General features: G+C 68.5%; 23 protein-coding genes. 9 read left to right on the plus strand and 14 right to left on the minus strand.

All coding sequences use genetic code 11. The features are described 5' to 3' along the window. Window positions 1-115 precede the first annotated feature (115 nt). From QH283_RS28325 to QH283_RS28335, 3 genes are read right to left on the minus strand one after another with little or no spacing between them, the layout of a single operon-like run. Window positions 116-1,537 carry an NAD(P)(+) transhydrogenase (Re/Si-specific) subunit beta gene (locus QH283_RS28325; protein WP_280505989.1) on the minus strand — a complete coding sequence of 474 codons (1,422 nt, stop codon included), beginning with the start codon at window positions 1,535-1,537 and terminating at the stop codon, window positions 116-118. 3 nt (window positions 1,538-1,540) lie between these two features. After that, the gene (locus QH283_RS28330) at window positions 1,541-1,855 is read right to left on the minus strand and encodes an NAD(P) transhydrogenase subunit alpha (protein ID WP_280505990.1); all 315 of its coding nucleotides are present in this window, start codon (window positions 1,853-1,855) and stop codon (window positions 1,541-1,543) included. Further along, window positions 1,855-2,973 (minus strand): Re/Si-specific NAD(P)(+) transhydrogenase subunit alpha, encoded by a 1,119-nt coding sequence (locus QH283_RS28335; RefSeq protein ID WP_280505991.1) that lies wholly within the window; start codon window positions 2,971-2,973, stop codon window positions 1,855-1,857. The genes QH283_RS28330 and QH283_RS28335 overlap by 1 nt, the downstream gene beginning before the upstream one ends. 228 nt (window positions 2,974-3,201) lie before the next feature. Between QH283_RS28335 and QH283_RS28340 the strand changes: the two genes are divergently transcribed. The 3 genes from QH283_RS28340 to QH283_RS28350 are packed head-to-tail and all read left to right on the plus strand — an operon-like array spanning window position 3,202 to window position 5,158. Beyond that, the gene (locus tag QH283_RS28340; RefSeq protein WP_280505992.1) at window positions 3,202-3,642 is read left to right on the plus strand and encodes an HIT family protein; all 441 of its coding nucleotides are present in this window, start codon (window positions 3,202-3,204) and stop codon (window positions 3,640-3,642) included. Next, window positions 3,639-4,514, plus strand: a complete 876-nt coding sequence (locus tag QH283_RS28345; RefSeq protein WP_280505993.1) for a maleylpyruvate isomerase family mycothiol-dependent enzyme — start codon at window positions 3,639-3,641, stop codon at window positions 4,512-4,514. Before QH283_RS28340 ends, QH283_RS28345 begins: the two co-directional genes overlap by 4 nt. A gap of 5 nt (window positions 4,515-4,519) precedes the next feature. Then, complete coding sequence (locus QH283_RS28350; protein WP_280505994.1) at window positions 4,520-5,158, plus strand: Type 1 glutamine amidotransferase-like domain-containing protein; 639 nt, start codon at window positions 4,520-4,522, stop codon at window positions 5,156-5,158. Between the two features lie 10 nt (window positions 5,159-5,168). Here QH283_RS28350 and QH283_RS28355 read toward each other — a convergent pair whose 3' ends face one another. Then, complete coding sequence (locus QH283_RS28355; RefSeq protein WP_280505995.1) at window positions 5,169-5,507, minus strand: hypothetical protein; 339 nt, start codon at window positions 5,505-5,507, stop codon at window positions 5,169-5,171. 192 nt (window positions 5,508-5,699) lie between these two features. Here QH283_RS28355 and QH283_RS28360 point away from each other — a divergent pair, with 192 nt between their 5' ends. From QH283_RS28360 to QH283_RS28370, 3 genes are all read left to right on the plus strand, one after another. Next, complete coding sequence (locus QH283_RS28360; protein ID WP_280505996.1) at window positions 5,700-7,058, plus strand: FAD-binding oxidoreductase; 1,359 nt, start codon at window positions 5,700-5,702, stop codon at window positions 7,056-7,058. Between the two features lie 40 nt (window positions 7,059-7,098). Then, complete coding sequence (locus tag QH283_RS28365) at window positions 7,099-7,386, plus strand: GNAT family N-acetyltransferase (RefSeq protein ID WP_280505997.1); 288 nt, start codon at window positions 7,099-7,101, stop codon at window positions 7,384-7,386. 94 nt (window positions 7,387-7,480) lie between these two features. Then, a complete protein-coding gene (locus QH283_RS28370; RefSeq protein WP_280505998.1) occupies window positions 7,481-7,807 on the plus strand; it encodes a hypothetical protein in 327 nt (108 codons plus the stop codon). Between the two features lie 81 nt (window positions 7,808-7,888). Here the strand turns inward: QH283_RS28370 and QH283_RS28375 are convergent, their stop codons facing one another. From QH283_RS28375 to QH283_RS28385, 3 genes are all read right to left on the minus strand, one after another. Then, on the minus strand, window positions 7,889-8,197 hold the full coding sequence (locus QH283_RS28375) for a hypothetical protein (protein ID WP_280505999.1): 309 nt from the start codon (window positions 8,195-8,197) through the stop codon (window positions 7,889-7,891). Between the two features lie 237 nt (window positions 8,198-8,434). Continuing rightward, entirely contained in the window at window positions 8,435-9,727 is a 1,293-nt protein-coding gene (locus tag QH283_RS28380; RefSeq protein WP_280506000.1) for a cytochrome P450 family protein, read from the minus strand. 17 nt (window positions 9,728-9,744) lie between these two features. Next, window positions 9,745-11,262 (minus strand): cytochrome P450, encoded by a 1,518-nt coding sequence (locus tag QH283_RS28385; protein WP_280506001.1) that lies wholly within the window; start codon window positions 11,260-11,262, stop codon window positions 9,745-9,747. Window positions 11,263-11,868: 606 nt separating this feature from the next. Here QH283_RS28385 and QH283_RS28390 point away from each other — a divergent pair. Together QH283_RS28390 and QH283_RS28395 are read left to right on the plus strand one after the other, a co-directional pair. Beyond that, on the plus strand, window positions 11,869-13,200 hold the full coding sequence (locus tag QH283_RS28390) for a hypothetical protein (RefSeq protein WP_280506002.1): 1,332 nt from the start codon (window positions 11,869-11,871) through the stop codon (window positions 13,198-13,200). Between the two features lie 39 nt (window positions 13,201-13,239). Then, window positions 13,240-13,743, plus strand: coding sequence for a flavoprotein (locus tag QH283_RS28395; RefSeq protein ID WP_280506003.1), 504 nt, complete (start codon window positions 13,240-13,242; stop codon window positions 13,741-13,743). A gap of 139 nt (window positions 13,744-13,882) precedes the next feature. Here QH283_RS28395 and QH283_RS28400 read toward each other — a convergent pair whose 3' ends face one another. The 7 genes from QH283_RS28400 to QH283_RS28430 all read right to left on the minus strand — a co-directional run bounded on the left by QH283_RS28400 (window position 13,883) and on the right by QH283_RS28430 (window position 18,704). Next, window positions 13,883-14,128: a hypothetical protein gene (locus QH283_RS28400; protein WP_280506004.1), complete on the minus strand. Its 246-nt coding sequence runs from the start codon at window positions 14,126-14,128 to the stop codon at window positions 13,883-13,885. 90 nt (window positions 14,129-14,218) lie between these two features. After that, window positions 14,219-14,527, minus strand: coding sequence for a putative quinol monooxygenase (locus tag QH283_RS28405; RefSeq protein WP_280506005.1), 309 nt, complete (start codon window positions 14,525-14,527; stop codon window positions 14,219-14,221). Window positions 14,528-14,638: 111 nt separating this feature from the next. Next, window positions 14,639-14,782: a hypothetical protein gene (locus QH283_RS28410; RefSeq protein ID WP_280506006.1), complete on the minus strand. Its 144-nt coding sequence runs from the start codon at window positions 14,780-14,782 to the stop codon at window positions 14,639-14,641. A 178-nt stretch (window positions 14,783-14,960) separates the two neighbouring features. Next, window positions 14,961-16,121: an acyl-CoA dehydrogenase gene (locus tag QH283_RS28415; RefSeq protein ID WP_280506007.1), complete on the minus strand. Its 1,161-nt coding sequence runs from the start codon at window positions 16,119-16,121 to the stop codon at window positions 14,961-14,963. 132 nt (window positions 16,122-16,253) lie between these two features. Further along, window positions 16,254-16,949 (minus strand): TetR family transcriptional regulator, encoded by a 696-nt coding sequence (locus QH283_RS28420; protein ID WP_280506008.1) that lies wholly within the window; start codon window positions 16,947-16,949, stop codon window positions 16,254-16,256. A gap of 74 nt (window positions 16,950-17,023) precedes the next feature. Continuing rightward, on the minus strand, window positions 17,024-17,539 hold the full coding sequence (gene purE / locus QH283_RS28425) for a 5-(carboxyamino)imidazole ribonucleotide mutase (protein ID WP_280506009.1): 516 nt from the start codon (window positions 17,537-17,539) through the stop codon (window positions 17,024-17,026). After that, window positions 17,532-18,704, minus strand: a complete 1,173-nt coding sequence (locus QH283_RS28430) for a 5-(carboxyamino)imidazole ribonucleotide synthase (RefSeq protein WP_280506010.1) — start codon at window positions 18,702-18,704, stop codon at window positions 17,532-17,534. The genes purE and QH283_RS28430 overlap by 8 nt, the downstream gene beginning before the upstream one ends. 138 nt (window positions 18,705-18,842) lie before the next feature. On the opposite strand from QH283_RS28430, the gene QH283_RS28435 reads away from it, so the two are divergent. Continuing rightward, window positions 18,843-19,327, plus strand: a 485-nt coding sequence (locus QH283_RS28435) for a GtrA family protein (RefSeq protein WP_280506011.1), incomplete at its 3' end; no start/stop codon positions are given.

A 19,327-nucleotide genomic window follows, 5' to 3' on the forward strand; every position in this document is an offset into this window, starting at 1 on the left:
CGGGGGGGGGGGGGGCTCTCCCCCCCCCCCCCCCCCCCCGGGGGGGCCCCCCCCGCCCCCCCCCCCCCCCCGCCCACCCCGCCCCCCCCGCCGGGGGCCCCGGGAAACCGTTGCGCTAGAGCGCCTTCAACTCCTCGGTGACCGCACCGACGGACTTCTTGGCGTCGCCGAACAGCATGGAGGTGTGGTCGGCGTAGAACAGCGGGTTGTCGATACCGGCGAAGCCGGAGTTCATCGAGCGCTTGAGCACGATGACGCTCTTGGCCTGGTCGACATTGAGCACCGGCATGCCGTAGATCGGGCTGGCGGCGTCCTCGCGCGCCGCCGGGTTGGTGACGTCGTTGGCGCCGATGACCAGGGCGACATCGGTGCGCGAGAACTCGCCGTTGATGTCGTCCATCTCCTTCATGGCGTCGTAGGAGACCTCGGCCTCGGCCAGCAGCACGTTCATGTGGCCGGGCATGCGGCCGGCGACCGGGTGGATGGCGTACTTGACCTCGACGCCCCTGGCCTCGAGCAGCGCGGCCATCTCCTTGACCGCGTGCTGGGCCTGCGCCACGGCCATGCCGTAGCCGGGGACCACGATGACCTGGTTGGCGTAGGCCATCTGGATCGCGGCGTCGGCGGCCGAGGTGGCCTTGGCCTGCTTCTGCTCGCCGCCGCCCGCGCCGCCCGCGACCGCGCCGCCACCGCCGAAGCCGCCCGCGACGATCGCCGGGATGGAACGGTTCATGGCCTTGGCCATGAGGTTGGTCAGGATGGTGCCGGACGCGCCGACGATCATGCCCGCCACAATCATGGCGGTGTTGTTCAGCGCCAGGCCCGCGGCCGCGGCCGACAGACCGGTCAGCGCGTTGAGCAGTGAGATGACCACCGGCATGTCCGCGCCGCCGATGGGCAGCACGACCATCAGGCCGAGCACGCCGGCGACGACGAGCAGCAGCACCATCCACCACCAGGGCGCGCCGCCGTCGGCCGCCCGCACACCGATGACCACCGCCGCCGCGATCGAGACCACGACCAGCAGCAGGTTCAGCGGCTGCTGGAGCTTGCCGAGGCCGATCGGGCGGCCGGGCAGGATCTCCTGCAGCTTGCCGAAGGCGATCAGCGAGCCCCAGAACGAGATCGAGCCGATGATCGCGGCGAACAGCGAGCCCACGATGATGTGGACGGTGGGCTCCTCGCCGTGCTTGAAGTTCGAGAAGCCGGTGGTGTCGAGGAATTCGGCCCACGCGATGAGCGCGACGGTGCCGCCGCCGACACCGTTGAACGCCGCGACCAGCTGCGGCATCTCGGTCATCTTGGTGAACTTGGCAGGCGGCACGCCGAGCACGACGCCGATCACCAGACCGGCGACGATGAGGATCCAGTTGCCGGTGTCGCGGATGGAGATCTGGGTGCCCACCACGGCCACGCCCATCCCCGCCGCGGCGAACCAGTTGCCGCGGACGGCGGTCTTCGGGCCGGTCAGGCCCATCAGACCGTAGATGAACATCGCGAACGCGACGATGTAGAGGATGTTGACCAGATTGTCCATGGCTTACTCGCTCGCCTTCTGCTCGACCGGCTTCTTGGCCTTGAACATGCCGAGCATGCGGTCGGTGACCACGAAACCGCCGACCACGTTCAGGGTGCCGAAGACCAGGGCGACGAACAGGATGATCTGGATGCCGATGGACGGGTCCTCCATCTTGCCCAGCGTCACCAGCGCGCCGAGCACGACGATGCCGTGGATGGCGTTGGTGCCCGACATCAGCGGGGTGTGCAGGGTGTTGGGCACCTTGGAGATGACGGCGAAACCGACGAACCCGGACAGCACCAGGATCGCGATGTTGGCCAGCAGTTCGGTATACATCAGGCGTCCACCTCACGTGTGACACAGGAATCGGCGAGCACCTGGTCGCCGAAGTCCGGCGCGAGCTTGCCGTCCACGAGCATCAGTTCCAGCAGCGCGGCGATGTTCTTGGCGTACAGTTCGCTGGCGTGCTCGGGCATGGTGGCGGGCAGGTTCAACGGCGAGGCGATGGTGACGTCGTGCTTGACCACGGTCTGCCCCGGCTCGGTGAGTTCGCAGTTGCCGCCGGTCTCGCCCGCGAGGTCGACGATGACGCTGCCGGGCCTCATGCCCTCGACGGCGGCCGCGGTGACCAGCCGGGGCGCGGGCCTGCCCGGCACCAGCGCCGTGGTGATGACCACGTCGAAGCCCTTGATGGCGTCTTCGAGCGCCTGCTGTTGCCGCGCCTTCTCCTCGTCGGTGAGCTCGCGGGCGTAGCCACCCTCGCCCGCGGCGTCGATGCCGAGGTCGAGCCACTGGGCGCCGACCGAGCGGACCTGGTCGGCGACCTCGGGACGCACGTCGTAGCCGGTGGTGCGCCCGCCGAGCCGCTTGGCCGTGGCCAGTGCCTGCAGGCCGGCCACACCGACGCCGAGCACCAGTACGGACGCCGGCTTCACGGTGCCCGCGGCGGTGGTGAGCATCGGGAAGAAGCGCGTCGACTCGGAGGCGGCCAGCAGCACGGCCTTGTAGCCGGCCACATTGGCCTGTGAGGACAGCGCGTCCATCACCTGCGCGCGCGAGATGCGCGGGATCGCCTCCACGGCGAAGGCCTGCACGCCCGCGGACTTCAGCGCCTCGATCCGGTTGTCGGCGTTGCGCGGGGCGAGGAAGCCGATGAGGGTCTGGCCCTTCGACAGCTTCGCCACCTCGGCCTCGCTCGGCGGCGCCACCTTCACCACGACGTCGGCCGACCACGGATCGCCGATGACCGCGCCCGCGGCGACGAAGGCATCGTCGGGAATGAGCGCTCCGTGTCCGGCGCCGGCCTCGACGACCACCTCCACGCCCTGCTTCAGCAACGACGGAATGATCTTCGGTACCAATGCGACACGTCGTTCGCCCGCGTTGGTCTCGCGAACGACTCCGACACGCGCTCCGCGCGGGGACGAGTCGCCCACGTTTTGCGTTGTCTCCACTTGTCAGACTTCCTGCTCGTGGTGGCCGGAACCACCGAATGACGGACAGGCGAAGTTACCGACCAGTAACTTCGCCTGAAATCCTCGCAACCATACCCGGCTGGCGGTGAGCCTAGCTGAGATGCGCGTCACACCGGGGCCCCCGGTTCGTTCTGTGGGACGGTCCGGCAAACCCACCCGCTCGCACCGGACTGTCCCACGGCGCGCGCACGCCGTAGGGTCTCCGATGTGAACGACTGCGTTTTCTGCGGCATCGTGGCCGGGACCGCGCCGGCCACCAAGGTCTACGAGGACGACGCCGTGTGCGCCTTCCTCGACATCAGGCCGATCACGCGCGGGCACACCCTGATCGTCCCGAAGCAACACGCGGGCGAATTGGCCGATCTCGACCCGGATCTGGGCGCGGCCGTGTTCCGGGTCGGCCATCGCCTCGCGCGGGCCGTGCGCCACGGCGGACTGGCCGCCGACGGCGCGAACCTGGTGATCAACGACGGCCGCGCGGCCTTCCAGACCGTCGGCCACGTGCACCTGCACGTCATCCCCCGCCACGACGGCGACAAGATCGGACTGGTCAAGGGCCTGTTGCTACGCAGACCGCACGACACCGCCGCCACCGCCGCCGCGATCGAGGCGGGCCTGGCGGCACTCGAGGAAGGAACCCAGCGTTGAGCGACTCCGCCGAGCCGAGCAAGGCCACCGCGCTCGCCGACCCCACCCTGGACAAGGGTGAGCTGACCGCCCTGCTGTCGGAGCAGTGGCACGCCCTGGACGAACTGGTCGCCGATCTGGACGAACAGGGCTGGCGCACACCGTCGATCCTGCCCGGCTGGACCGTCTTCGACGTGCTGGCGCACGTGGTCGGCACCGAATCCTGGCTGCTGGGCGAGAAGCCGCCCGCGCACGATCCCGAGCGCCCGAAGACCGACGTGCGCGAGCTGCCGCACGTACGCAACGAGACCGCGGTGCTCAACGAGATCTGGATCGACCGGCTGCGCCCGCTGCCCGGCGCCCGGCTGCTCGCGCTCTACCGCGAGGTCACCGACCGCCGCCGCGCCGCGCTGTCCGCCATGACCGACCAGCAGTGGGCCACCCCGACCGTCTCGCCCATCGGCCAGGTCCCCTACGGCCGGTTCATGCGGGTGCGCCTGTTCGACTGCTGGTTCCACGAACTCGACATCGCCGACTCGCTCGGCCGCACGGTGGCCGAGGGCGGTCCGCGCGGCGAGCGCGCCTTCGCCGAGTTCGCCGCCTCGGTGCCGCGCGTGGTCGCCAAGCTCGGCAAGGCGCCCGCGGGTTCCAGGGTGGAGTTCGCGCTCACCGGCGAGCTGGCCCGCACCCAGCGCATCGAGGTCGCCGAGCGCGCCGCCTATGTCGACAGCTTCGACGCGCCACCGACCGTCGGGATCACCATGGACTCCGGGCTGTTCGTGCGGCTCGGCGGCGGCCGCACGCCGCTCGAGGACCACCTCGGCGAGATCGACATCGAGGGCGACGAGAAGCTGGGCCTGCAACTGGTGCGCAATCTGGCCTTCACGATCTGACGCCCGTGCGCCTGTTCCTGGCCTCCTACCGGTTCGGCAGGCACGCCGACCGGCTGGCCCGGCTGGTCGGCGAGCCGGGCCGGGTGGCGGTGATCCCCAACGCCTGCGACGCCTGGCCGTCGGCCTGGCAGTCGGCGGTCACCAGTGACCTGGTCCCGCTGCGCCGCCACGGCTACGCCCCCGAGGTGCTCGATCTGCGCGACTACGCGGGCAGGCCCGCCGCGCTGGAGGCGGCGCTGCGCGGATTTCCGCTGGTGTGGGTGCGCGGCGGCAACACCTTTGTGCTGCGCGCCCAGTGCGCCCGCAGCGGCGCGGACCGGGTACTGCCCGCCCTGCTGGCCGATGACGCGCTCGTCTACGCCGGTTACAGCGCCGGGGCCTGCCTGCTGACCCCGGACCTGCGCGGCCTGGAAGCCATGGACGATCCCGGCGAGGTGGCCCCCGCCTGCGGCATCGAACCCGTGTGGGACGGCCTCGGTCTGGTCGACCGGCGCATCGTGCCGCATCTGGATTCGGCCACCGATCCCGACGGCGAGAGCGCCCGGCTGGCGGCGCGCTATCGCGAGGAAGGCATCGCACACTGGGGGCTCACCGACGACGAGGTGGTCGTCGTCGACGGCGATCGGATCGAAATCCTGGGCTGAGCGAACCGATTCAGCCGATCCGGCTCAGCGGCTCCGGACGGTCCAGCGCCGACCAGGCCATGAGCCAGCGACGGCGGGTCACGTCGTCGGCATCGGCCAGCAGGGCGGCCAACAGCGCGCCCTGGTCCTCGCGCCAGCGGGCGAGGACGCGCTCGCGCGCCTGCTTGTCGAACAGCCCGGAGCTCTCCAGTACTGCCGCCCATCGGGTGAAATCGCCGCTGTGGATGCGCCGCAGCACGTCCAGATCCACGGTCTGCCCGCCCGATCCGGCGCCGAAGGCCACCTCGTCGAATTCCGCGGACAACGCCGCGGCCACCAGATCGTGGGCGTCCGGCCCTTCGGTACGCATGATCGAACCCTCCCTTGTTCTCCGTGCGAATTGCTCGTTTCCAGACCGGTTCGCCCTGCGTCCGACCCTGCCGCGGCGCCAGTACCAATAGCGATTGTTTCGCGGGCCGGAGCGGAAAACCACTCGGCGCGGCGAAATTCACCCGGCCGAAATGCTCAGGGAACACCCTGTGCGCGGCGGTAGCGTGGCGGGATGGATCTGCACGAGCTGACGGCCGCGCTGTCCGAGGGCGCCCTGCACACCGATCCAGATCTGCTGGCAGCCTACCGGCAGGACTGGGCCAAGGATCCGGCCGCCGGTCTCCCGCTGGCCGTCGTGCGCGCACGCGACACCGCCGACGTGTCCGCCACCCTGCGCTGGGCGAACGCCAACAGGGTGCCGGTGGTGCCGCGCGGGGCGGGCTCCGGGCTGTCCGGCGGGGCGACCGCCGTGGACGGCGGGCTGGTGCTGAGCACCGAGAAGATGCGCGCCATCGACGTCGACCCGGTCACCAGGACGGCCGTGGTGCAGCCAGGCCTGCTCAACGCCGAGGTCAAGCGGGCCGTCGCCGAGCACGGGCTGTGGTATCCGCCGGACCCCTCGTCGTTCGAGATCTGCTCGATCGGCGGCAACGCGGCCACCAACGCCGGCGGGCTGTGCTGCGTGAAATACGGCGTGACCACCGATTACGTGCTCGGCATGGAGGTGGTGCTCGCCGACGGCACTCCTGTGCGCCTCGGCGGGCCGCGGCTGAAGGATTCGGCAGGCCTGTCGCTGACCAAGCTGTTCGTCGGCAGCGAGGGCACCCTCGGCGTCATCACCGAACTCACCCTGCGCCTGCTGCCCGCCCAGCCGCGCCAGACCACCGTGGTCGCCACCTTCGCCACCCTCGACACCGCCACCGAGGCGGTGCTCGCCATCACCGGCGCGCTGCGGCCGTCGATGCTGGAGTTCATGGACCGGGTCGCGGTCAACGCCGTCGAGGACGAGCTTCGCATGGGCCTGGACCGCGAGGCCGCCGCCCTGCTGGTCGCCCGCTCGGACGCGCCGGGCGAGTTCGCCGCCAGGGAGGCCGAGATCATGGCGCGGGCCTGCGAGCGGGCGGGCGCCACCGAGGTGTTCCACACCGACGACCCCGACGAGGGCGAGGCGTTCACCGCCGCCCGCCGCTACGCCATCCCCGCCGTGGAGAAGATCGGCCCGCTGCTGCTCGAGGACGTCGGGGTGCCGCTGCCGCGGCTGGGCGATCTGGTGGCGGGCGTCGCCGCCGTCGCCGAACGCAACGAGGTGATCGTCTCGGTCATCGCGCACGCGGGCGACGGCAACACCCACCCGCTGATCGTCCACGATCCCGCCGACCCCGAGAACACCGCCCGCGCGCACCGCGCCTTCGGCGAGATCATGGACCTGGCCATCGCCCTCGGCGGCACCATCACCGGGGAGCACGGCGTGGGCAGGCTCAAGAAGCCCTGGCTGCCGGACCAGGTCGGCCCCGACGTCATGGCGCTGACCAAGCGCGTCAAGGACGCCCTCGACCCCAACGGCATCCTCAATCCCGGGGCCGTGCTCTAGCCGGGGGAACATCCCCGCCCGGATCGAGGTTGTTCCGACCATGACGACCAGGCTCGAACACAACGCCGCCGACACCCGCTACGAGATCTACGTCGACGACACCCTCGCCGGGTACGCCGACTACGCCGAGCGGGAGGACACCAGGATCCGCGACTTCAACCACACGGTCACCTTCCCGGAGTTCCGCGGCCAGGGCATCGCGGGCCAGGTCGTGAAGTTCGCCCTCGACGAGACCCGTAGCGCGGGCTACACCGTGCTGCCCACCTGCTGGTACGTCGACAAGTACATCGCCGAGCACTCCGAGTACGCCGACCTGCTCGCGCGGTAGTCCGCACGAACCGGGACCGGCACGGGCCGGTTCCGCCACGTCGGCACGACCTCCGAGTCGTCGAACGTGGTGCGGACACGGCACGATGGTGACCATGACGAACGAACCCGACGCGGACATCGCCGCCGATGTGGAAGATCAGATTCGCGTCGGCGAGGAACTGCTGAACAGCGGCGAGACCGAGGAACTGATCCGGCAGGCCGCCGAGACGATCACGCTGGCGCGCGACCAGGGCAGGCTCGACATCGTGGAGCAGGCGGGCGCGATCATCCGGGAGCTGACCGCGCAGCACGAGGCGGTCGCGCAGGCGCAGGCCGACCTGATCGTGGAGAACGCCAATCTTCGGGCGGCCACCGACATGCTTCGGGCAGCGGAAGCCCACTACGCGGCGGCGGTGGAGGCGCTCGGCGAGGAGAAGTGACAGCCGGTCGACGAGCGGAACGCAGCCCATCGTGACGTGCCCCGTCCGGCGTTTGCGCTGGGGTCAGCGTATGTCCGGGCGTCAGGGGTTGGGGTTCCACCCGCGTACCCGGGGAATGACGGCCTGCGGCACGACCAGTGTGGCAGCGAGGGTGAGCGCTTTGGTCGCTGCCCCGAAGTGTTCGATGCTCGGAGCCAGGATCGTCGTCGCACGAATCCTGTTGGCGCTGTCGATGATCAGCGTGGTCGGCATGAACGTGTCCTCGTCGATGTCGAGCACGTGAGTGATGGTGCAGCCGTGCGCCGCAGCGAGTTCCACGAGTGTGTGCCGGTCGGTGTCGGGCGCGGAGCTGACAGTGAGATTCAGCAATCCGAGAGCGATGGTGCCCATGCGTTTCCTTCCATCCATCCGCGATCGCGGAAGTACTGGTAGTTGTCCCTGGTCACCAGGAGGGCGGCGACCTTGGTGGAGCAGTGCCAGGCACAGGCGTCATGGAGCAACAGCGCGTTCGTGGCGTCCCGAGGCGAGCGCGTCGGCCAGTGCGGGTTGTCGTGGCGACGCTCGTCGGCGGTAACGCGGATGCTGGGTGCCTGCGTAAGCGGGACGACTGCGCAGATCGGCGGAGTATCAGTGGCCATGGCCGTCCCCGAGGTCGCGCGGCCGGTCCAGATACGCAGGCAGAGCCTGGTGCCCTTGGGATACGAAACTGGGCAGCGGCCGCAACTGTCCCGGCTCGACAGCGAGCGTCAACTCCGGGAACCGCCCGAACAGCGCGGGCAGCGCTTCGATCGCCTCCAGCCGGGCCAACGCCGCCCCGAGGCAGTAGTGCGGCCCGTACCCGAACGACAGATGCTCCTTGTTCGACCGAGCCGGATCGAACACATCGGGGTCCGGGCCGTGCAACTGCGGGTCACGGTTCGCGGCGGCGAAGCAGGCGAGAATCGCCTCCCCGGCTCGAATCCGCGTGCCCGCGATATCGATATCGGTGACCGCATAGCGCAGCGGCAGATTCGGCACCGGCGGCGCGAACCGCAAGCACTCCTCGATCACCTGCGACCACGTCACCGCGCCGACACGCAGCCGAGCCAGCAGCTCAGACTGGGTCAACAGCCGGTAGACAGCTTGGTCGATCAGGTTGACGGTGGTCTCGTAGCCGGCGCTGATCACCAGCAACAGCGTGTGGACAAGCTCTTCTTCGCTGAGCCGATCCGCCTGCTCGTCCCGGTGGCTGATGAGCAGGCTGGTCATATCCGCCCCGGGCTCGACGCGACGACGCGCCACCAACTGCGTCAGGGTGTCGACCAGCTCGGTGAAAGTGGCCCGCGGGTCGCGGCGCGGACTGGTGGAAAAGATCTCATCGACACACACCCGCAGTCGCGGTTGCAGCTCGGCAGGGACTCCCATCAGGGCGGAGATCACCCGCAACGGCACTTGGGTGGCGTAGTCCTCGCGCAGGTCGATCACCGCCCCGTCGGGCCGGGCGGCGAGATCGTCGAGCAGCCTGCGGATGATCATCCTGATCTCCGGACGCAACGCGGCGACGCGGCGAGCGCTGAAGGCGGGGCCGACGAGTCTGCGCAGCCGGTGGTGTTCTTTGCCGTAGGCGGTGAACATATTGCGCACCGACACCCACGCGATCTGCGGCCAATCCGCGGGCACTCCCCCGGCGATGAAGGTGGGCCAGTGTCGGTGGGCGTCCTTGGACACCCGCCAGTCGGTGAACAGCTGCTTGATCACCTCGGCATCGGTGACCGCCCACGCGGGGATATCGCCGGGCAGCAGCACCTGCACCAACGGTCCGCGCGCCCGCAACGCGAGGGCTTCGCCGATGATGTCGGCGCCGGTGACGTCCAGCCGGATCGGATCAGGCTCACGGCCAGGCACGGAAAGAGAAGCAGGGGCGGGTTGCAGATCGGTCATCACAGATCACCTGACACTCAGCGGACGATCGGAACGGACAGTGACGCGGCAACGGGAGCGAAAACGACGGGCAGCGCTTCAACGGACCGATGGAACGGGCCCGGCCGCCACCGCAGCTCTTCGGCGGGAACCGCCAATTCGATCTCGGGCAGCACATCGAGGAGCTGATCGATCGCGTCACCGGCAATCAACTCGGCCAGGGCCCGCGCGGGACAGCGGTGCGGACCCGCCCCGAAACCCAGATGCGACTCGTTGCCGAAGATGTTGCCGCCCATCACCGCCGGATCGTTATTGGCCGCGGCCAGACTGATCACGACCGGCTGATGCGCAGGCACCCACACGCCGTCGATGAGCTGCGGCTGCCGCGGATACGACATGCAGAAATTCGCCAACGGCGGATCACGGAACAACACATGGTTCAACGCGTCCCGCGTCGAGACCTCACCCGCCACGACCCGGCCCCCGAAATCCGGGCGGCTCGTCATCAACGACACCGTGTTGACAATCAGATTCGTCAACGGCTCACTCGCCGCCGCATACAAGGTGAACAACTGATGCACCAGCTCCGCGCCGTCCAACCCGGCAGGATGCGCGAGCAGCCAGGACGTGACGTCCTCCCCCGGCTCGACCCGCTTACGGGCAACGAGCTCACCCAACGCCGCCACCGCCGACCGGTTCCCGCTCACCGCGTCAGTGGTGGTGTCGAACATCATCGCCATCCCGGCAGCGACCCGCGCGCTGATGTCGGGATCGCAGCCGATCAGCTCGCCGATCACCTCGAAGACCAGCGGGCGGGCGTAGTCGCCGAGCAGATCGGCCCGGCCCGCACTGCTGAACCCGCCGATCAGCCGCACGGCGCTGCGTTCGACCACCGCGTGCAGAGCGGTCAAGTCCACGCGCCCCAGGGCGGCTACGTTGGCCGCGCGAAACCTTGCATGCTCGATGCCACTGCTGCGCAAAGCATTCGGACGCTTCTCCAGCATCGGCAGGACCGGGCAACCCGAGGGGACATCACGCTGCCAGGAACTGGGATCAGCGGGGAAGTGCTCGGGATCGTTGAGGATCTTCAGTGCAGTCCAGTAGCCGATCACCAACGTCGCCGGCACTCGGGGAGCCAGCCACACCGGCACCAATGGCCCGAACTGTGCTCGCATCTGGGCGTATGCGGCGTGCGGGTCGGATGCGAATTGATCAGTGAAGAGCGGGACACGCGACTTGTTGTCGGCATCCGGCGGCGAGCCACGACCGACCGGGCACTTGCTGGAGGAGGTGCCCTCGAACTGCATGGTGCGCGGAGTGATAGCCAGCGGTTTCGCGGCGTATCGAGCGCTCGGGCGGTCGACATGTGCGACACCCGCTCGAACGTCGGCCAGAGCGTCGGAGCCGAGACGCTCATCAGGTGCGCGGCCAAACTCGTTGAGTTGCGGGAGAATCGGTATAGGAGGCTTCCGCGCCGCATTAAGGAACGGCACGAGCACACCGAAGGCCGCCAGCGGCAGAGCCGCCAGGAACAGACACATTTCGTACACAGGCATCTCAGATCTCCTGAAACGGGAGTCGGGAAGTGGGCCGCGCATTTCTGCGCGCGAAGAAGCAGCGCTGCTCGTGACGCAGGCGCTGTGATGTTTTCGGCACACTCGGATGGATCAACGCGGCCAGCGGCCGGCATCCGTGGGCCGGAGTCAGTACGAGGTCGAACTGAGATCGGCGGGCTCATACAAGGCCCACCGGAGCATCAGCAGGCGACCGAGACGCTCGCTTCGAGGTGATCGAGGTCGGCGGTGACCGACGACATCGACGCTAGCGCCAGCACTATCCGCGCATCATCGACACGCATGTCCAGACCCCCTGACGGCTGGATGAATTGAACAAATTCGACCGAACACGAAACCGGTGTGTGTCAGCACCCACGGCCCCATGCCTGCCGTTCGGCTGGGTGCCTTCACGTCCCGAGCATCTCCCTGCTCGTTGATGCTCATCGGGTTCCGGTCAAAATTGTCGCCTGCCAGCAGCGTCGGTAGGGACGGCGTAGCGTAGGCGTACCGTAAGTACTTCCCCGGGTAGGGTGCTGAAAAGTAGGGGTGGCGATGATTCGCGGACAGGGGTGGACGGGCTTTGAAGCAGTTGCGTTGCAGGAGGCGATGCGTAAGTCGATCCGACAGTTCGCCGCACTGCTGGGTGTCGAGACGACCACGGTCAACAACTGGCGCTCGGGGTTGAGCGCTGTCAGACCGCGACCAGTGACGCAAGCGATCCTGGACACGACTTACGCCCAACGAACAACACCGGACGATCGGGCACGATTCGAGCAGATCGTGGCAGAAGGCGAGGCTGCATGGAGGAGCCGATACTCAGCGCCTGCGCGCCATACACCTGCCACAGCCGCGCATGTCGGCGACACATCGCCGGACCACGATTCCAATCGTGACCTACTCGCGCGCTCAGCGGCAAGCGGGTGGTCGGGTATCGACCCTCTGCTGGCCGGCGGCGAGGACTTTCCAACCCTTGTTACCGACATCGAGACCGCCTTGTGGGCGGCAGGGAACGTCGACGACGGTCGGCCGTTGCGCCAGATCCCCGCACTCATCACGGCAAGCCGGACAGTCACGCGACTCAACATGGTTGGCGAATACTCCACTCTCGCGGTGATCCTCGCCCCACTGATCACCGATCTGTTCCGGCACACACGGGAGAGTGGCTCGGGCGTGCAGCGGGCAGCATGGGACGCGTTGGTGCAAGTGGCTTTCGACACCTCTGTCGTGATGCGCGCCTGCGGACACCTGCCGCTCGCATGGTTGTCCGCGCAGACAGCCGAGGCCGCGGCGCGCGCAATCGACAGTCGGCCGGGTCTTGCCGCATCGGCATTCGTCCGCAGCCAGGTGCTGATGACTCGCCCCAGCTCACTGAAGGCTGCCCTGGACTGCGCGGAAAGCGCTGTGGCCTCTGCCAGCCCGGCCGCGCGAACCGTCAGCGATTTCCAAACGGTGGGAATGCTGCACTTGCAGGCAGCGCTGGCGACCGCAACGATCGGTGGCGATCCACACGACCACCTGGATCACGCCGATGAGTGCGCAGCCCGACTGAACAGCGCGTCCGCAGAAGATCGTTCATCGATCATCGGGAACACCACGTTCGAACCGTCGAATGTGGCGCTGTGGAAGATGACGGTGGCAATGGATAGTCACCAGCCAGAAGCGGTGCTCACCCTCGCGCAGAAGCTGAAACCTCAGACGCTCCCGACCCCAGGGCGGGCCGCGCAGTACTTCGTAGAGGTGGGGCGCGCAGCCGCCTCATGTCGTGATTACGCCACTTCGGTCGACGCCTTACTCAGGGCCGAAAGCATTGCGCCAGAGCATGTCAGGAGCCTGGATACCGTGAAGGAAGTGGTCGGGAGCATGATGCGTACCGCCAAGCGCAGCTTCACGACAGGTGATCTGGGCAGCCTCGCTCAGCGCGTGCGAGCCGTGGTCTAGCCGGAGCAGAACCCGGCGCAGGGCTGCCATGATGGGGTCATGACTGAACGCACTCGGGTGCTGTATGCGATCGTGACCGGTGCGTCACCGGCCGACACGATCGGGGAGCTGGTGGAGTTGGCGCAGGCTGACGGCTGGGACGTGTGTGTCGTCGCCTCGCCTAATGGTGCCCGCTTCATCGACGTCGAGGCGTTGGCGGCTCAGACCGGGCATCCGGTGCGTTCTGAATTCAAAGATCCGGGTACCGATGACCTGCTGCCCCCAGCCGATGCCATCATCGCCGCTCCCTTGACTTCGAACTCGTTGGCGAAGTGGGCCATGGGCATAGGTGATACTTTGCCGCTTGCGCTGCTGGTAGAGGCGGTCGGCGCCGGACGGCCCGTGGTGGCGATACCACACGCCAAGCGGGAGCAGATGAACTTCCCGGCTGTACGGGAGGCGCGCGCCCGGCTCACACAGTGGGGGGTGCGATTTGTTCGGATAACGGACGATGACGATACCGGGCCGCTGCCGTGGATGGCAGCGCTGAAGGCTCTCGGTTGAGGTGCCGCCCTCTGCGCCTGAAGCAGCTATGCCGCGGGCAGACCGAGCGCGCGATAGAGCGCCACAACCGTTGCAGCGTCGATAATCTCGCTGCGATTGATCATGTCGACCGCTTCCTCGAGTGGGAACCGCCGCACGTCTACGACCTCGTTGATGTCTGGGCTCGTGTCGGTGAGATCAGCTGCGGCGCATCGAGGTAGCCGGGGGTGAACAGTGCTGCACTGGCGCCGAGCAGGATCGTGCCGTAGCAGCCCACCATGGTCACGGTCATCCGCTGGTCCGGGTAGCGGCGGCCGACGAGGATCGCCGCACCCGCCGCGAGCAGCCCCCCGGCCAACGGGACGAAGCCGCCCACAATGCTCGTGCCCTTGTTCACCAGCAACATCGCCTCCGTGCCCTGGCCCGCGCCGAGGCACGAAAGACGGACACAGTGACCGGGTTCGCGGTTTGGTGCGGCATCACCGATCGGGCATAGTCAGCCCGGGAGGCCCTTCGCCGCCGCGGGCGTGAGGAACTCGACCCGGAAGTCGCGGACGTAGCTGCTGCGCTGATCCAGAAAATGCCTGGTATGCGGCTGACGCTCATGTTCCTCGAACGCCTCCCTGTCCCGGTAGACCTCGTAGAAGACTCGCGCCAACGGTGCGTCCTCAACGACATGGGTTGCGTAGACGAGCGTTCCGGGTTCATGCTCGGCGATCCCCTTGCTCGTCTCTGCAACCAGATCGTCGAAAGCCTTCGCCGCAGCAGCGTCCTTCAGTTCAAATCTCACGACGAGTGCGAACATCCCGCCAGTCTCGCATACGGCCTGGCCCGACTCTGGAACAATTTCGTGCCCCGCCCCCGCAGGCCAGTCCGGCGGAGGTGGCCGACTTCCGGGAGCTCGTGCTCGGGTTGACTACGCCGCGGCCGGACTGAGCGCGCGATAGAGCGCGACGACCGTGGCGGCACCAACGATCTCGCCTCGGTCGATCATCGCCACCGCTGGCCGGTTCTCGTCCACTACGGTCTCGCCTTGAATGGTCCACCGGGTGCGACGCACAGCTTCGACCGTAGCCGGACCATCTCGCGCTCGTAGCCGGACCTGAATCACATGGGTCTCGTTGTAGTCGTGGGCGGTAACGGACGAAGCGCCTCGGCGGCCTGGTACGGGCAACAGCCTGGAGGTGGCCGCAGATACGTACCGGGACCGGCCGAAGCGCCTCGGCTTCGAGTGGAGATCAGCCCTTGAGCAGGGCGCGGGACATGACGACCCGCTGGATCTGGTTGGTGCCCTCGTAGATCTGGGTGATCTTGGCGTCGCGCATCATGCGCTCGACCGGGAAGTCGGTGGTGTAGCCGGCGCCGCCGAAGAGCTGGACGGCGTTGGTGGTGACTTCCATGGCCACATCGGAGGCAAAGCACTTGGCGGCGGCGGAGATGAAGCCGAGGTTCTTCTCGCCGCGCTCGGCGCGGGCCGCGGAGGTGTAGACCATGAGGCGGGCGGCCTCGATCTTCAGCGCCATGTCGGCCAGCATGAACTGGGTGTTCTGGAAGTCGGCGATGGACTTGCCGAACTGCTTGCGGTCCTTGGTGTAGGCGAGCGCGGCGTCCAGGGCGCCCTGGGCGATGCCGACGGCCTGCGCGCCGATGGTCGGGCGGGTGTGGTCGAGGGTCTCGAGGGCGGTCTTGAAGCCGGTGCCGGGCTCACCGATGATGCGGTCGCCGGGGACGCGGCAGTTCTCGAAGTACAGCTCGGCGGTGGGCGAGCCCTTGATGCCGAGCTTGTGCTCGAGCGGGCCGACCACGAAGCCCTCGTCGTCCTTGTGCACCATGAACGCGGAGATGCCGTTGGCGCCCTTCTCCGGGTCGGTCACGGCCATCACGGTGTACCAGCTGGACTTGCCGCCGTTGGTGATCCAGCACTTGGAGCCGTTGATGATCCAGTCGTCGCCCTCCTGGCGGGCGCGGGTGCGCATGCTCGCGGCGTCGGAGCCGGCCTCGCGCTCGGACAGCGCGTAGGAGGCCATCTCGCCGTTGACGATGTCGGCCAGCACCTTCTGCTTCAACTCCTCGGAGCCCTTGAGGATCAGGCCCATGGTGCCGAGCTTGTTGACCGCGGGGATCAGCGAGGAGGAGCCACAGACGCGGGCGACCTCCTCGATCACGATGCAGGTGGCGACCGAGTCGGCGCCCTGGCCGCCGTAGGCCTCGGGGATGTGCACGGCGTTGAAGCCCGCGGCGTTGAGCGCGCTCAGCGCCTCCTCGGGGAAGCGGGCCTCACCGTCGACGGCCTTGGCGTGCGGGGCGATCTCCTTCTCCGCCAGGGCGCGGATGGCAGCACGCAGCTCGTCGTGGAAGTCCTCGAGCTTGAACAGGTCGAAATCGGGGTTTCCCGCCATTGGGCACGCTCCTGGGTATCGGGGTTGTCGCATCGGCACTCGGTGCCATACTACCGCGCCTCCCCCGCACGCCGAAGGGCAGCATTAGGGGATACACGATGGCACTGGGTGTCACCGAGGGTGTCTACCGATTCACAGCGTACCCAGTTTCCTGGTGAGCAGATCGGCAACGCGGCGACTGGGCATATCGCGCGGGAACACCGCGACCACCAGCTCGTCGGCGGAGTGGTCGCGCTCGTGCCCACGCGGGATGGCGGCCAGTTCCTGGCGCAGGTCGGCCGCCCCCGCGTCGGACTCCCCGCGCACCATGCGGCGCAGCAGATAGTTGTGGGTGGCGGTCACGGCGGCGGTGAACTGCACGCGCGCCAGATCCGGTGAATCGGGCAGACGCTGGCGCAGGTAGTCGGTGAACAGACGCTCGTAGCGGAAGACGGTGACGATCTCGCGCTCACGCAGCGCGGGCACCTTGCGCACCACCCGGTAGCGGCGCGCGGCGATGTCACGCCACTGGGTGAATCGCTCGAAGACCTGGACCACGGCCTCGCACACCGCGTCCCACGGATCGCCCTGCGCGGCCTCGAGGAAAGCCTGGGCGGCGGCCAGCTGCGCCTCATGATCGGCGAAGATCACGTCCTCCTTGGAGCGGAACTGCCGGAAGAACGTGCGCCGCGAGATGCCCGCCGCCTCGGCGATCTCGTCGACCGTGGTCGCCTCGTAGCCCTTGTCGGCGAACAGCCGCAAGGCTTCGTCGACCACGGTCAGCCGGAACCGGGCCGGGTCCACCCCCGTCACCCCGGGACGCACCCGGGAACTCTCCGCACTCGCCACGCCACCACCGTATCGACTCGCCCGCGCGCGCCACCGCACGGAAATCACCCGACCTGCCGGTAGCTCGGCGGAATTCAGCCGAGCAGCTTCTCGCGCAGGGCGCGGTCCTTGTCCAGCACCATCGATTCCAGGTTCGCCTGGAACTGTTCCATGCGCTCGCGCAGCGCCGGATCGGAGGCGGCCAGGATGCGCACCGCCAGCAGGCCCGCGTTGCGCGCACCGCCGATGGAGACGGTCGCCACGGGCACGCCCGCGGGCATCTGCACGATGGACAGCAGCGAGTCCATGCCGTCGAGGTACTTCAGCGGGACCGGAACACCGATTACCGGCAGCGGGGTGGCCGAGGCGACCATGCCGGGCAGGTGCGCCGCGCCGCCCGCGCCCGCGATGATCACCCGCACGCCGCGACCCGCCGCCTGGCGGGCGTAGTCGAGCATGCGCTGCGGGGTGCGGTGCGCGGAGACCACGCCGACCTCGAACCGGACGCCGAACTCGGCCAGCGCCTCGGCGGCGGCCTCCATGGTCGGCCAGTCCGAGTCGCTGCCCATGATCAGGCCCACCGCGGGGCCGGGCCTGCCGTTGTCACTCATGCGGATCCCATCCGTCGGTCCAAACGCCGTGCGACATCCAGTGCGCCGCACGCTCTGCCTTCTCCCGCACCTCGGCGACGTCCTCGCCGAGCACGTTGACGTGCCCGATCTTGCGGTCCGGGCGCTCGCTCTTGCCGTAGAGGTGCACCTTGGCCTCCGGCATCCTGGCGAACAGGTGGTGCAGGCGCTCGTCCATCGACATCGCGGGCGCCTCGGGAGCGCCGAGGATGTTGGCCATCACGGTGATGGGCGCCAGCGGGGTGGTGTCGCCGAGCGGATAGTCCAGCACGGCGCGCAGATGTTGCTCGAACTGGCCGGTGCGGGCGCCGTCCATGCCCCAGTGGCCGGAATTGTGCGGACGCATGGCCAGCTCGTTGACCAGCAGCTCGCCGTCGTGGGTCTCGAACAGCTCGACCGCCATCACGCCGACGACGCCGAGCTCGGCGGCCAGGTTCAGCGCCATGGTCTCCGCGCGCGCCGCCTGCTCCTCGGACAACTCCGGCGCGGGTGCGAGCACCACCGCGCACTGGCCGTTGCGCTGCACGGTCTCCACCACCGGCCAGGTCGCGGCCTGACCGAAGGGCGAGCGCGCCACCATCGCCGACAGCTCGCGCCGCAACTCCACCTTGGCCTCGGCCAGCAGCCGCACCCCCCGGTCGAGTTGCTCGGCGACCAGGCGCTCGGCCTCGGCGGCGTCAGCGGGCATCCACACGCCACGACCGTCGTAGCCGCCGCGCACCGCCTTGAGGACGAAGGGCCAGCCGTGCTCGTCGCCGAAGGCCACCGCGGCGGCGGGCGAGGTGACGGCGGTGAAGGCCGGGACGGGCAGGCCCAGTTCGCTCAGCCGCTCGCGCATGTCGAGCTTGTCCTGGGCGTAGCGCAGGGCCGACGGCGGCGGTGTCACGGTCACGCCCTCGGCCTGCAGCGCCTCCAGGTGCTCGGTGGGCACGTGCTCGTGGTCGAAGGTCAGCGCGTGCGAGCCGACCGCCGCCTTGCGCAGCGCGGCCAGATCGGTGTGCGAACCGAGCACGACATCGGGGCTGACCTGCGCGGCGGGGTCGTCGGGCCGTTCGGCCAGCACCCGCAGCCGCTGACCGAGGGCGATCGCGGCCTGATGCGTCATCCGTGCCAACTGCCCGCCGCCGATCATGGTGACGGTGGGCATGGCAGAGGGGTCGAAACTACGGGTGCTCACGTCGGGCAATCTTGTCACGTCGGGTCGGCGCAGGCCCTACCGGTACACTTCGACCCCGTGTCCATCGTCGACGACGCGGTCAGCGTCCTCCCCCAGCCCTTGCGGGAGATGGCCTACCGCCACCACGAACTGATCAAGTTCGCCATCGTCGGGGCCACCACCTTCATCATCGACAGCGGCATCTTCTACCTGCTCAAGTGGACGGTGCTGGCCGAGAAACCGGTCACCGCCAAGATCATCTCCGGTGTGATCGCCGTCATCGCCTCCTATGTGCTCAACCGCGAGTGGTCGTTCAAGAACCGCGGCGGCCACGAGCGCAGCCACGAGGCGCTGCTGTTCTTCGCCGTCTCCGGCATCGGCGTGGTGCTCAGCAACATCCCGCTGTGGATATCCAGCTACGTCTTCGGCCTGCGTCAGCCCGAGGTCAGCTTCCTGGTCGAGAACATCGCCGACTTCGTCAGCGCGTTCATCGTCGGCAACCTGCTGCAGATGGCCTTCCGCTTCTGGGCGATGCGACGGTGGGTCTTCCCCGACGAGATGGGCGACCTCGAGGCCGAACTCGAGGAACTCATCGAAGAGGAACGACTCGACCG

This window comes from Nocardia farcinica, assembly GCF_029867845.1.
GTDB lineage: Bacteria > Actinomycetota > Actinomycetes > Mycobacteriales > Mycobacteriaceae > Nocardia > Nocardia farcinica_A.